The 14593-nt window shown below is 46.3% G+C and carries 9 protein-coding genes; 3 read left to right on the top strand and 6 right to left on the bottom strand.

Annotated elements, in window-relative coordinates:
• Positions 1 to 414: 414 nt before the first annotated feature.
• The 3 genes from DXD78_RS01250 (at position 415) to DXD78_RS01240 (ending at position 4422) form a co-directional block, all read left to right on the top strand.
• Positions 415 to 1806: a PTS galactitol transporter subunit IIC gene (locus DXD78_RS01250; RefSeq protein ID WP_005823931.1), complete on the top strand. Its 1392-nt coding sequence runs from the start codon at positions 415 to 417 to the stop codon at positions 1804 to 1806.
• A 27-nt stretch (positions 1807 to 1833) separates the two neighbouring features.
• Positions 1834 to 2790, top strand: a complete 957-nt coding sequence (gene kduI / locus DXD78_RS01245; protein WP_005823932.1) for a 5-dehydro-4-deoxy-D-glucuronate isomerase — start codon at positions 1834 to 1836, stop codon at positions 2788 to 2790.
• A gap of 141 nt (positions 2791 to 2931) precedes the next feature.
• Positions 2932 to 4422: an MFS transporter gene (locus tag DXD78_RS01240; protein ID WP_034523103.1), complete on the top strand. Its 1491-nt coding sequence runs from the start codon at positions 2932 to 2934 to the stop codon at positions 4420 to 4422.
• Between the two features lie 321 nt (positions 4423 to 4743).
• Here the strand turns inward: DXD78_RS01240 and DXD78_RS01235 are convergent, their stop codons facing one another.
• From DXD78_RS01235 to DXD78_RS01210, 6 genes are all read right to left on the bottom strand, one after another.
• A complete protein-coding gene (locus DXD78_RS01235; protein ID WP_199607932.1) occupies positions 4744 to 8175 on the bottom strand; it encodes a DEAD/DEAH box helicase in 3432 nt (1143 codons plus the stop codon).
• Entirely contained in the window at positions 8175 to 8996 is an 822-nt protein-coding gene (tatC, locus tag DXD78_RS01230; protein ID WP_005835227.1) for a twin-arginine translocase subunit TatC, read from the bottom strand. Before tatC ends, DXD78_RS01235 begins: the two co-directional genes overlap by 1 nt.
• A 185-nt stretch (positions 8997 to 9181) precedes the next feature.
• Positions 9182 to 9397, bottom strand: a complete 216-nt coding sequence (locus DXD78_RS01225) for a twin-arginine translocase TatA/TatE family subunit (protein ID WP_005823939.1) — start codon at positions 9395 to 9397, stop codon at positions 9182 to 9184.
• Between the two features lie 111 nt (positions 9398 to 9508).
• Positions 9509 to 12025: a bifunctional UDP-N-acetylmuramoyl-tripeptide:D-alanyl-D-alanine ligase/alanine racemase gene (locus DXD78_RS01220; protein ID WP_117652463.1), complete on the bottom strand. Its 2517-nt coding sequence runs from the start codon at positions 12023 to 12025 to the stop codon at positions 9509 to 9511.
• A complete protein-coding gene (locus tag DXD78_RS01215; RefSeq protein ID WP_044468470.1) occupies positions 12001 to 12990 on the bottom strand; it encodes a GSCFA domain-containing protein in 990 nt (329 codons plus the stop codon). Before DXD78_RS01215 ends, DXD78_RS01220 begins: the two co-directional genes overlap by 25 nt.
• A gap of 154 nt (positions 12991 to 13144) precedes the next feature.
• On the bottom strand, positions 13145 to 14242 hold the full coding sequence (locus tag DXD78_RS01210; RefSeq protein WP_034529005.1) for a hypothetical protein: 1098 nt from the start codon (positions 14240 to 14242) through the stop codon (positions 13145 to 13147).
• Positions 14243 to 14593: the final 351 nt, after the last annotated feature.

Here is a 14593-nt window from a genome sequence, read left to right as displayed (position 1 = left end):
AACTATCAATCCTCTAAATCTTTTCCCCATAAATCAATATCGGATGGAGCTTTCCATAAGCTCCATCCGACCAATAGTCCTATTGCCAATAAAAAAATCAAATATATCATTATAGTCCGGTTTGTTTCAATGTCTTATAATAACACAGTAAACTGGATTAAAGTTCACTCCACCCAAAATTGTTGTTTTTCCTATGTATACTTTTCAATGCAGAGAGTGTATTATTTGGTTTTCGTGTACGAAAACGAGCAATTTTGTGCACGATAACGACCAATTTCGTCCAAAATTGTCCCATTTACTAAATAATTATGCTTTTCGAGTTTGATTAATTGAGAAAAGGTCTTATTTTTGACCCGGTTTTTAATTCATACTATTGCAAAAACAAACTCAATTACCTAATTAAATCACAAGAGAATGGAACAAGTTTTCGGCTATATCATCGGCTTAGGAGCAGCAGTGATGATGCCTATAATCTTTACAATTTTGGGAGTATGCATCGGCATCAAATTCAGTAAGGCGCTAAAGAGTGGTCTGCTGGTAGGTGTCGGTTTCGTAGGTCTGTCAGTTGTCACTGCGCTGTTGACCAGCAGCCTCGGTCCTGCTCTGAGCCAAGTCGTTGAAATTTACGGTCTTCAGTTGAAAGTATTCGATATGGGATGGCCTGCAGCTGCGGCTGTAGCCTATAACACATCGGTGGGTGCATTCATCATTCCGGTATGTTTGGGAGTAAATCTTCTGATGTTATTAACGAAAACGACCCGTACGGTCAATATCGACCTTTGGAACTACTGGCATTTCGCATTTATCGGCGCAGTCGTTTATTTTGCCAGCGACAATATCTGGTGGGGTTTCTTCGCCGCTATTATCTGCTACATCATTACCCTGATTATGGCCGACTATACCGCCGACAAATTCCAGGGATTCTACGACAAGATGGAGGGTATCTCCATTCCCCAGCCTTTCTGCGCAGGTTTCGTTCCATTTGCCGTAGTCATCAATAAAGCATTGGACAAAATCCCCGGTTTTGACAAATTGAACATTGATGCGGAAGGCATGAAGAAGAAATTCGGTTTGCTGGGTGAGCCTCTGTTCCTGGGTATTCTGGTCGGTTGCGGTATCGGTGCTTTGTCTTGCAAGAACGGTCAGGAACTGGTAGACAAGATACCTTATATATTAGGTTTGGGTATCAAGATGGGCGCCGTAATGGAGCTGATTCCGCGTATCACCGCTTTGTTCATCGAAGGCTTGAAGCCTATTTCTGATGCTACCCGCGAGCTGATTGCCAAGAAGTTCAAAGGTGCTGTCGGCCTGAACATCGGTATGAGCCCCGCATTGGTTATCGGCCATCCTGCAACGCTGGTGGTTTCCCTGCTGCTGATTCCCGTAACCATACTGCTGGCTGTCATCCTGCCGGGTAACCAGTTCCTGCCTCTGGCGTCGCTGGCCGGAATGTTCTACCTCTTCCCGCTGGTACTGCCCATCACGAAAGGAAATGTAGTAAAGACGTTCATCATCGGACTCGTTGTACTGACCATCGGTCTTTATTTCGTAACAGACCTCGCCCCCTATTTCACACAAGCAGCCCACGATGTATACGAGAAGACACAAGATGCTGCCGTGAATATCCCCGCCGGCTTTGAAGGCGGCGCACTGGATTTTGCATCCAGCCCCTTTGCTTGGGTCATTTTCCACCTGACCTACTCGTTGAAATGGATAGGCTCCGGTATCCTTGTATTATGCACATTGTTCCTGATGATTATGAACCGTCGTGCTATCATCAAATACCAGAAATCAATCAAAAATTAAAAGTTAAAAATTAAATAGTAACGGATTATGAAAAAGTTAGTACTTGCATTTATGATGGGAGCAGCTGCCATGGCAGCCAATGCCCAAGTGAATTACAAAGTGCAGACCGCCTGCCATCCGCAGGACGTGAAGCATTATGACACGGAACTTCTGCGCAGCAGATTCATGATGGACAAAGTGATGGCTCCGGATGAAATCAACGTAACCTACACCCTCTACGACCGATTGATTTACGGTGGCGCCATGCCGGTGAACAAGACATTGAAGTTGGAAGTGTTCCGTGAACTGGGTCCGGAAATCACTTACTTCCTCGAACGCCGCGAACTGGGTGTCATCAATACCGGCGGTGACGGAGTGGTTACTGTAGACGGTAAGGAATACCCCATGAAGTATAAGGAAGCCCTTTACGTAGGCTGCGGAAATAAGGAAGTAACCTTCAAGAGCAACGACGCTACCAATCCCGCCAAGTTCTACATCAACTCGGCCCCGGCCTACAAACCCTATGTTACTCAGCTGATTACCACCGATGCCAAGCTTCAGAAAGCCAACCCCAAGAAATATGCACTGGGCATCTCCGACCATTATGGAAAAATGGAAGACAGCAACGACCGTATCGTAAACCAGCTGATTGTGAAAGATGTACTGGAAAGAGTGAAAGACGGCGGTACCAACCAGTTGCAGATGGGACTCACGGAACTGGCTCCCGGCTCTGTATGGAATACCATGCCTGCCCACACGCACACTCGCCGCATGGAAGCTTACTACTACTTCAACCTGAAACCCGGCAACGCTATCTGTCACCTGATGGGCGAACCGCAGGAAGAACGTTTGATATGGCTGCACAACGAACAAGCCATCACTTCTCCCGAATGGTCCATCCACGCTGCTGCCGGAACCAGCAACTATACTTTCATCTGGGGTATGGGCGGTGAAAACCTGAAATACAGCGACAAAGACGAAATCAAATACATCGATATGAAATAAAGTTGCCCTGCAACGTCCGATAGGCATGGACTTAAATAATCCATGCCTATTTTTGTCATTTTCTACATCCTTTTTACTCAATATTACACCTCGAACAACACACAAACCCCTACATTTGCATCAAAATATAAATCTATTATCATGAGTACATTTCAAAACACCGCAGGGCGGATGACCAATTACCGTTGGATTATCTGCGCCATGCTATTCTTCGCGACAACCGTCAACTACCTCGACCGCCAGGTTCTTTCATTGACCTGGAAAGATTTCATCTCCCCCGAATTCCACTGGACCGATACACACTACGGCTACATCACAGCTATCTTTTCCATTGTCTATGCCTTAGGCAATCTGTTTGCCGGACGTTTCATCGACTGGATGGGAACGAAAAAAGGGTATTTATGGGCCATTGCCGTATGGTCTATCGGCGCTTGTATGCACGCCCTCTGCGGACTTGCCACAGAAATGACCCTCGGCATTGAAAATGCCGCCAACATGATTAGCGCTACCGGTGCATTGGCCTCTACCATAGCCATCACCAGCGTTTACTACTTCATTGCCGCCCGTATCATACTGGGCATCGGTGAAGCAGGAAACTTTCCTGCCGCCATCAAGGTGACTGCCGAATATTTTCCAAAGAAAGACCGTGCCTTCTCCACTTCCATATTCAATGCCGGCTCTACCATCGGAGCACTGATAGCCCCATTGTGTATCCCCACCCTGGCCCGCTACTTCCAACGCATGGGCGTGGGCAACGGCTGGGAAATGGCTTTTATCGTTATCGGCGGATTGGGTTTCATCTGGATGGGACTGTGGATATTCATGTACAAGAAACCTGATGAAAATCCACACGTAAACGCAGCTGAGCTGGCATATATAGAACAAGACAAAGACAATGAGGAGGATAAAAAGGCGACTACTCCGACAACCAAGGATGAAAAGAGCATTTCTTTCCTGCAATGTTTCAAATATCCGCAAACCTGGGCTGTATTTTTCGGCAAATTCATGACTGACGGTGTATGGTGGTTCTTCCTCTTCTGGGCACCCGCATACATTTCGGACGTTTACGGATTCTCCTCAGATACTCCCACGGCACAGATGCTTATCTTTGTGCTCTATGCCATCACGATGTTGTCCGTCTATGGCGGGAAATTGCCCACCATCATTATCAACAAAACCGGTAAGAACCCCTACGCCGCACGCATGCAGGCCATGTTCATCTTTGCACTGTTCCCGCTATTGGCATTGTTTGCACAGCCATTGGGCAACAAGGAAGTATTTGGCGAACAAGCCTATTGGTTCCCGATTATCATCATAGGTATTGCAGGCGCTGCCCATCAGTCCTGGTCGGCCAACATCTATTCTGTGGTAGGTGATATGTTTCCCAAGAGCACCATTGCCACCATTGTGGGAATCGGAGGTATGGCGGGCGGTATCAGCTCATTCCTTATCAACATGAGTTCCGGTTTGCTGTTCGACTATGCCGACAAGACACAAATGGTATTTCTTGGATTCCAGGGCAAGCCTGCCGGATATTTCATCATCTTCTGTGTATGTGCAGTGTCCTACCTGATAGGCTGGTGCATCATGAAGGCACTGGTTCCGAAGTACAAACCGATTATAGTGGACTAATCAGAAGTCTCTATATAGATATTCAGAATCATGCGGAGTTTGCAAACTGCATTACATGCCTTGCAAACTCCGCACAAAAAAAGCCTTTTCTCACGAAATGGCTTTTCTTCGTTCAATTACAGTCAAAAACAAAAAACTGTAAATGGAACACAATTTAAGATGAAAAAAAGGGAAGTCTCACGACTTCCACAATTCTTCTAACCTTAAATCTAAATCTCTATGAAAAAAACGTGATGCAAAGATAATGGTTTATCTCACACAGCGTTATTAATAAACTCTATAAAGAAGCAGAAAATATTTAAGATTTACTAAATAAGACGGTTACGAATGGCAAACTACAGACAAGAGCTCGGCATAAATAGGATTAAGTTTCAATAGTTGCGGCACTCCTGTCATAAACATCTGCCTGCGGGCACGAGTAAGGGCAACATTCAATTTCCGGTCAATCCGAGTACCGTTTTCCTCCGTCATATTTGCCAGAAACTTCAACTGATAAGCCCGGTTCACACAGAAAGAGTAGATAATAACATCCCGTTCGCTACCTTGGAAGCGTTCCACGGTGTCTACCAATATATCCTCCAAAGGAGCAATACCCAAAGCAGCAATCTCTTTCTTAATCAAGGCTATCTGACTGCGATAAGGAGTGATGACACCTAAAGTGACAGCCGGGTTGAAACCGGAAACAGCTGCATACTGCCGATAGATAGCCGCTGCCAACCGTGCCACAATCCGCGCCTCCGAATGGTTCATCTTGGCCGACTGTGCCGGCGGTTCGACTGCGGCAGGCAGAAAAGCGACACGACGAGTCAGCAAGCCGGCAAACTCACAATCACACAGCTCAGGAGCAAGAATCAGCTCTCCCTGCTGGTGCGGCAGACCAACCGGTTCCAACAGACCACCGTAAAAAGCCCGGTTAGGAAACAAAGCTACCTCGATATTCATACGACCCTGACGGCAGAGCATGTCGTAGGAGGGATGAGGGATAAAAGATGAAGAATGAGAGGTTGATGCCTGGCGATTGGCACTTTCCTTGGAGAGATTCCTATAAAGGCGTTCGAAAAGGGAATCTTTCAAATTATACAATCCGATGGCCTGCAAAGCTTCGTCACACACTTCCGACTGCTCGGACGACTGCAAGACCACTGCGGGTAGCTGCTTATGGTCACCTATCAAAATAAATTTGCCGATGGCATCCGCGCCTGCGGGATTGCGGGTACAGAGTAATCCCAGCAGTTGTGGTTCCAAAATTTGGGTAGCCTCATCCACAATCGCTACATCAAAAGTCTTCAACCGGAAAAGTTCGGTCTTGGAAGAAAGCGTGGCAACCGTACCGACAAAAACACGGCAACGGGCAATGCGCTCCTGCACCTGCCGCCGAGTGGCACAAGATTCCAACACATTCTCAATCAGATACGGGCGGAATGAGTCATCGCAAGACAACTCACTGCCTAAACGGATAAAGTCTATTTCAGGCTCAATGGAAGCCAGCGCCTTACTGATTTCATCTACAGCACGATTGGTATACGAAAGCAGTAGAATCTGTTTCCCCTCCCGGTAAAAGGCTTCTACCATGCCCCGCAGCGCGCGAGAGGTCTTGCCGGTACCCGGCGGACCGATTAAAAGGAAATAGTCGCGGGCAGCCTGCGCTTTTAGAATAATCCGCGAAAAATCATCCGGAGCGGTCGCAATACCAGTATCCAAAGAAGCATCGAACTCGGGAGGGCGCTGCCCCAACAACAAATCACGCCGTCTTTGAGTGGCAGAAAGGAAAGCGGAAAGTCCCAGATACATGCTACGAAAGGAGGTGTCCATATAGTCGTGTTCTATGGCATAAAGGCTAGCAGCAGGCAATACACCCGCATTCTGCTGAGTGGCACGAAGACGGATACAGACCTCGTTATCGGATATGCGCTCTATATTACCTTTAAACACCATCTTGTTGGTAACGTTGTCGGTATCCGTATTCCGTTCGTAAAGAACCACCGCATCACCCTGACGGAAATTGGGCAGAACCCGCTCCTGCCGGGAAGCAACCATTTGCTTCGTTCTGAGTGACAAATACGGTTTATGCGCATCTGCCGCATGATTCTCGCAAATAGCCAAATCGTACAGAATTTCACCTGCCTCACATTTCTCAGCCAGTGTGGAAAGCCAGAGGGCGGCAGCACCGGTACGTCCTTCATAATCCACATCTCCAGATTTGGAGGTATAGAGTTCCTTGGTTATAAAGTTATAGAGCGTATAAAAATAGCTTTGTTCCAACGACGAAAGCGAACGGATGCGTTGCGCTACGGCATCGATGGAGGGGCAAAGGAAGCGTTTCCACAAGGTATTGTCCAAACCGCGCTCATTCAAGGTATCCGGATGGATGTCTTTCAGGCGCTCTGCCGTATACTGTGGGCTATTCCGTAACTGGATGCCATATTCATTGGCTACAATCCGGTTACGCACATCCATCACACGGCGCACCATTGCCCACGAAGGACGCGCCGGATAAAGCAACGGATAACGGGTATAGAGCAGATAAGCCTTTACACGTCGATGGTCCATTCCCATAGAATACTCCAACACAGCCTGATAGAGCAACATCTGCACCTTATTGTTTTCTTTAGGCTCCACCTTACCACGGATGGAATACTCGTCCGCCTTACCGGACTTCATTTCAATGAACGAGGTCATATCCCGCTGCATGTAGTCCAGACGCCCTTGCAAACCCAATGCTTCACAGATGTAAGAGGGTTCCAGCACGGCATCAGTCCTATCGAGCTCATAGCCGGATGCACGAAATGTTTCTGTCACCGTCCGGTGGATATTATCGAAATGGCGCTTGCAATCGGAAAAGAATTCAGCTTCCTTCTCCCGGTCGCGCAGGTCGGCACATGCTGCCAGCTCGATGGGATAAGAACGGAAGGCCTTCTTCATGCATGCCAAATAATCGGGTGCCTCCTTGGCATGAATCCATTCGTCCAGAAAGAGGTTGGCAATATTACCCAACAGTAACGGACGGGTATTGTCTGGCGACTGGAGCCGTGCCAGGATATAATTGGCAGGATGATGCCCGTAATCCTTGAAGCATTCGGCAAGCGAACTGATGTCTATCAAGTAATCGGGCTCAAGTATAATAAAGGAAGGGGTGAGTATGCCGACTTCGTCCACCGTAACATCCAGCAGATTGACCTGGGCATGCCGCCACAGAATCCGGCAGATTTCTGCAAACTCTTCATTAATCTGAGGTACATTATAACGGACACGCAACGGCTCATCGGCTACAGTGTCTACGGGCAGTACATATAAATAAGTATCATCGGCATACTGAAAACAGACGCGCATGCGCTTTATCCGTTCTTTGGCGGGCGGTGCCACTATATAGGTGGCATCCGCACGGGGTAGCAGGCGATAAAGTTCGGCAGGTATCTCCTCCCCCGTCAAGCGCTTGACAAAGAATGCCAGTGTCTTGGCATCACGCAACAACTGTTCACGTTGCGGTTCCGCCTGGCGGTTCAGAATAGCATTGGAGGTCAGCCGGAAGGTATGCAGACGGTTCTGTTCCACGGTGGAAAGTCCGACCTTCGAAGCCACGAAACTGATACGTGCAGAAAGGTCTGTCATCTGCAAGCTGCCGTCGGACATCTGTGTACGGCACAAACGCTCCAGCAACTCGCGCAATTGCCGATAGGCCACGTCCAAGGAGATTTCCTCAACGTGGCAGGCTTCCAGCAATATACTAAAATATTCCTTTACTTCACAATCCATCATTCCTCTGTCTCCACTTCTTCCGCTTCATCATCAGTCTTTTTATCCTTTATCATCAGGATACTCAACTCATAGAGCAGATAAAGCGGCACCGCCACTACTGTCAAGGTAAACGGGTCACCGGTCGGAGTAATGATGGCCGAGGCAATAACAATGATGACAACAGCATGACGGCGGTATTTCCGCAAAAAGGTCTTGTGCACCAGTCCCAGCAGGGAAAGCAGCCATGTCACCAGCGGCAGTTCGAATGCCAGTCCCATGCAAAGCACCAACATCATGAAATTGTCGATGTACGAGTTCAGGGAAATTTGATTCTCGATGGCTGCGCTCAATTGATAAGTGGAAAGGAAACGCAATGTCAGCGGATAGACCATAAAATACCCCAGCAACACACCGATGAAGAACATCACCGTACCTATACCCAGCGCTTTCCTCACCCCTTTACGCTCGTTTGGATAGAGTGCAGGGCTTACAAAGCGCCAGATTTCATAGAAAATATAAGGAGCAGCCGTTACCACCGACATCCAGAAAGCGGTAGACATGTGGACAAAGAACGGTGCGGCAAGATTGATATTGACGAGCTTCACATGAAACTCCTGGGTAAAGAATTCATCCTGCAAGTCCAGTCTCTGCCCTATCCAGCGCAGCAAGTCATAGAAAATGAAGTCGTTATGGCAAGGAGCCAATATCACATTGTCAAACAGATAAGGCATGGCAATAAAATAACCGATAGCCAATACAAACCACACACCGAGTACACGAAACAACACCCGGCGCAACTCGTCCAAGTGGTCCCAAAAGGTTAGTTCTTTTTCTGACATAAAGGGATTTACTATTTGACAATTTACTATTTACTATTTGGGCTGCGCTGTGGGGATTTACTATTTGACAATTTACTATTTGGGCTGCGCTGTGGAAAAGGCAACAAGCCTACCCATACTCCTGAACTTCTCAGAGTATCAAATAGTAAATAGTAAATTGTCAAATAGTAAATACCCTTGTTCCTTTATTTCTTTTCAGCCGGTTTATCCAAATCTTCCTGAGCCTTGTTTATCTCTTCTTTGGCTTCATTCACGCCATCCTTGAAGCTCTTCACTCCTTTGCCCAAACCACGCATCAATTCGGGAATTTTCTTACCACCAAACAACAGTAAGATGACCAATGCAATAATTATCCATTCGGAACCGCTGGGCAGAAAGCCTAATAAAAGTAAGTTTGTCATAGTTATATCTGATTAATTATAGTGCAAAGATAGGAAAATTAAGGATTAGGGATTAAGGATTAAGGATTAATTTTATCGCAATCCCTAATCCCTAATCCCTGCCCCCTATCTTCAGTCTTGATAATAAATACGTTTTACCCGCGTAGAAACGCTTGTCAACACCTCATAAGGAATAGTTTCGAGTACATCGGAAAGAACGGTTATAGGCAGATGGTCACCAAAAATTTCCACACTGTCACCCTCCTTGCAATCAATGTCCGTCACGTCAATCATACAGACATCCATGCAGATATTCCCTACATAGGCTGCCCGTTGGCCGTTTACAAGACAATAGGCATGTCCATTTCCAAGATGGCGGTTCAGGCCGTCGGCGTAACCGATGGGAAGAGCCGCTATACGCGACGGACGGGTGAGATGCCCTTTCCGGCTATACCCCACCGTATCCTCTTCGGGAACATCACGTATCTGGAGGATGGTAGTCTTCAACGTGCTCACATTATTCATAATGGAATTGTCTATGGGATTGACACCATAGAGGCCGATACCCAGGCGCACCATATCGAATTGCGCCCCCGGGAAACGCTCGATACCTGCGGAATTGCAGATATGGCGAAGTATCTTATGCGGAAAAGCCTCCTGCAATTCCATGGACGCTTTCTCGAACATTTCTATCTGCCGGCGTGTAAAACTGTCGAATTGTTGCGAATCGCTCCCTACCAAATGCGAGAAGACGGAACGGGCAATCACGGCATTCTGTCCCTTCAGCCGTTCTATCAGCCGGGGCATATCCTCCGGAGCAAACCCCAGGCGGTGCATACCGGTATCCAGCTTTATGTGGATGGGGAAGTTTGTGATACCTTCCTTTTCCGCTTCTTTAATCAAAGCGTCCAGCAGATGGAAGCTATATACTTCGGGCTCCAGCTTGTAATCGAACATGGTCTTGAAAGCAGTCATCTCAGGATTCATGATAATGATATTCGCAGTGATGCCCGCTTTGCGGAGTTCGGAGCCTTCGTCGGCAACCGCCACGGCAAGATAATCGACATGATGTTCCTGCAAAGTCTTGGCTATCTCGTAAGAACCTGCACCGTAAGCGGAGGCTTTCACCATGCAGACCATCTTTGTTTCCGGCTTCAGCTTGCCACGATAATAGTTCAGATTGGCAATCATCGCTCCAAGATTAACCTCCAGAATGGTTTCGTGCACCTTCTTCTCCAATACTTCCGTCAAGGAGTCAAAACCGAACTTACGTGCACCCTTAATCAGAATTATTTCGTTTCCAAGGCGAAGTTCCCCACGCTGAATGGCACGTATCAAGGCCGCTGTATCCGGATAAAAGGTCTTCTCTATATTAAAGCGTGCAGCGCAGGAAGATATTTCATTTCCTACACCTATGATGCGTTCAATGCCACGGCTGTTTACCAGCTGTGCCACTTGTCGGTAAAGTGTCGGCGTGTTCTGACCGGTCTCCAATATATCCGAAAGAACCAAAGTCCGCCTCAATCCCTTACTTTGCGAACGGCGGTAAAGAAAATCGAGTGCAATATCCAATGAGCCAAGGTCAGAATTATAACTGTCGTTAATCAACAGACAGTTGTTTTTTCCCTCCTTGACTTCCAGCCGCATGGCGATGGGTTCTAGCCTTGCCATACGTTCTGTAATCTGTTCGGCAGGAAGCATCAGATAGAGGCATGCGGCCAGGCAGTTCAGCGAATTCTCGATGGAAGCATCATCTATGAACGGTAGAGTAAACGTATTATCCATATCCAGATAGCGATAGGAAATGACAGTACAGTCATCCCGTTTCTCCACCTTACTTATATATAGAGGACGTTCCATATCTTTCCGGCTCCACGCAATCTCACGTGCAGACAGCATGGACTTCGCCACACAGTTGCTGACGAACTCATCGTCACCATTATAAATCACTACATCACAATTCTTGAAAAGCGTCAGCTTCTCCATGCATTTCTCCTGCAACGAGAAGAAATTTTCCTGGTGAGCCCCTCCTATATTGGTCAGGATACCTATGGTAGGCTTGATGATGTTCTGCAAAGCACGCATTTCCCCCGGCTCGGAAATACCGGCTTCAAAAATAGCAAGTTCGGACTGTTCGTTCATCTGCCACACAGACAAAGGCACTCCAATCTGGGAGTTATAACTGCGGGGAGAACGGATAATGGCACGTTCCGGACTGAGCAACTGGTGCAGCCATTCCTTCACAACAGTCTTACCGTTGCTTCCCGTAATACCGATGACCGGTATCTGGAACCGGTTCCGATGCTGTTCCGCCAGTTTTTGCAAGGCTTTCAGCGGGTTGGGAACAATGAGATAATTGACAATTGACTGCGCATCATCACGCTGCATAGCATTGTCAATTGTCAATTGTCCATTGTCCATTAATCTAAAGCTTTCTTCGCTAAGCACAAAATTACGTACTCCACGGGCATATAAATCTGCAATATAGCGCGCACCGTCATTCCTCTTGGTGGTCAAGGCAAAGAATAATGTTTCCTCAGGAAAATTCAGGGAACGGCTGTCAGTGAGCAGCCAGTCTATGGTAGCCGGCGCGTTTCCCATACGCCGTGCGCCAATACTTTCGGTTATGCTTTCAATCGAATACGACATATTTCTCTCTCTTTTTGGAAATCTAAGTACGGGTATTTTCCGTTAAGTTGGTCTATTTTTAACACAATTTGTCCTAAAAAACGCTTATACTCTTCTGAAGCGGGATAAAATGGCTTATGCAACAACATCTTACGGATATTTTCACTTTCTTCCATAATCCGTAACGCATCGGCAGAGATGCACGACTGGGTAAACCGTTCCCAGACATAGCGAATGGCCGTTTCGGAAGGATGCACCATGTCTTCTGCATAGAAGCGATAGTCACGAAGCTCGTCGAGCAGCAACTCATAAGCCGGAAAATAGAAAACATGTTCTGGGAAAGTGGCTTGCAACTGGTTCACAGCAAGCAGCAAGGTAGCTTTACTGAGCTGGTTGGCATGCATTCCGTCACGCACGTGGCGGATGGGGCTGACGGTGAACAACACTTTCAACCGGGGAATCCGCGCCAGCAAGCCGGAAAGCAAAGAGGTGTAGTCAGATACTATTTCACTGACAGAAAGCATACGGCGGGTAAAGCAGGACTCAGGTTGCTTATGACAGTTGGCAACTACAGTTCCCGTCTTTTTATTTTCATAAACCCAGGCAGAGCCGAAAGTCAGCAGCAGACAATCCAACCGGTCCAGCCTTTCATGGGCGCTTTTCAAACGCCCGTTAATGCCTGCCAATGTTTCCTCTGCAGAGACTGAGGAAAAGCTACCATGATGCATGGCACTGTGCCAAAGTTCATGAAAGAGGAAAATATCGTTTTCATTGTAGCATCTGCCCGCAATGATTTCACGCAATGCCGCAGAAATGGAAAACGGATTATAAAGCACACCATAAGGATTGACGTCACAACGGAACTTGGCATCCGCCAGCCTTTGCCCCATCTCGGACGCAAAACAAGAACCCATCAGCAACAGATTATTCTCTTGCGAAAGAAGGGGCATACTGGAAACTACTTCTACAGGCGTATAAAGATTCATAAGTTCGAAATAAATAAACCATTCACTTTCTCTGAAAAAATGATGTACCAACTGCTTGCTACGCCACAAAGATAGTAAATTTCAATATAAAAAAGGCAGGTGATATAACCTCTCATTATATCATCTGCCTTAAATAAAAATACTATATATTCTATTAATACCAATTAGCCGTAGGATCAGCCACCCAATCTGCAAAACCTGGATATTTATCATTAATAGCCTGACGCTCAGTAGTCCATTCATATCTTGTCTCTACACGTATCTTCTGCGGAGCTTTGCCAATCTCTGCTTTCAGTGTATATACTTCAGCATTTTGGCCTTCCACTTTGATATTTACGGCACCGGTACCGTTAACTCTGTACATCACCGGAGCCTTAGTTGCCCCAGCATCCGTATTTACCATTGTAGTATTAGAAACACCAAAGAGTTCATGAACTTCACGGCTATCACCGCCTACCTCAATATACAAAGGCAAAGTACCACCCGCAGCCTGCAGGGTAATGATAGTTGCTCCCCCATTGGTCGCTACATCAAACACGACATCGTTGAAGTCAAAATCATCACTGTCTCCAAGGTCTTCTGCTATGATTCTGTACGCATTCGTATATACGGCCGGAGAGATTTTCACAATCCAATCACTATAATACCCATCTGCAGCCACTTGTTGATTTGGGTTCTGTCCGGTAGCTTCAAAGTCAAATCCCACATAATAAGCACCCCCAATATATTGTATAGTATAATTATAGTGCATTTTACCATCCAAAGAAACCCTATAGCCAAAAGAAGACGTTCCACTATTCTGCATTAGCATTATAGCCCCCTCAGTAGCATTAAAATTATTGACATGGTCATCTGATGCTGCAACCAAAAAATCCATATTAGAGTGTGAGCCACTTACATGTTGAACAAAAAAGTCGGTCCAATCCACACCAATGGATTGTGGATTCTGATGTGTTTTAAACCATTCCGTAACCACTTCTTTTTCTGTAGCCGTAATACCCTCGGGTACTTCCGTAAAATCTTTCCATTGATTGCTATTAGTGTTAGCAACACGCGTTGTCGGTGTTGCCCCAAATCCCCAATCCTGATCAACTGCAATTTCTCCATACTTCTGCACGAAAGCCGATGCATACTGTGCCTCTTTCTTAGCCGCCGCCTTTTCCGGGTCGAACAAATCGCTATCAGAACCGCAAGCGGAAAATACCACTACGCCCATAATAGCCAAAATTCCAAAGTTGAGCTTTTTCTTCATATCATTCATTGTTTATTCATTTAACAATTCGTGATTACGCCCCATGCCGACACATATTACAATTAAGAATATCATTATATACAACTCAAAATTGTATAACATATTGATAAATAGGACATATTCTACTTCGCAAATATACATAATACTATATCAGATAACAACCAAAATCTCAAAAAAGTTGCAATAAATAATTTATTAAGTTACATTTTTCAACAAACATTAAATTTAAAGCATATCTTATCATAGATGCACACATACGAGAGTACAAGTCAATCTTTGAAAGGATTAATATCTTTGCCTACCAAAATTAAATCATTCCTATATGGAGAAAAAATCGTTCCACCATGGTGG

The organism is Bacteroides sp. D20 (assembly GCF_003436255.1).
Lineage (GTDB): Bacteria > Bacteroidota > Bacteroidia > Bacteroidales > Bacteroidaceae > Bacteroides > Bacteroides uniformis.
This window is presented reverse-complemented; position numbering and strand designations above follow the sequence as displayed.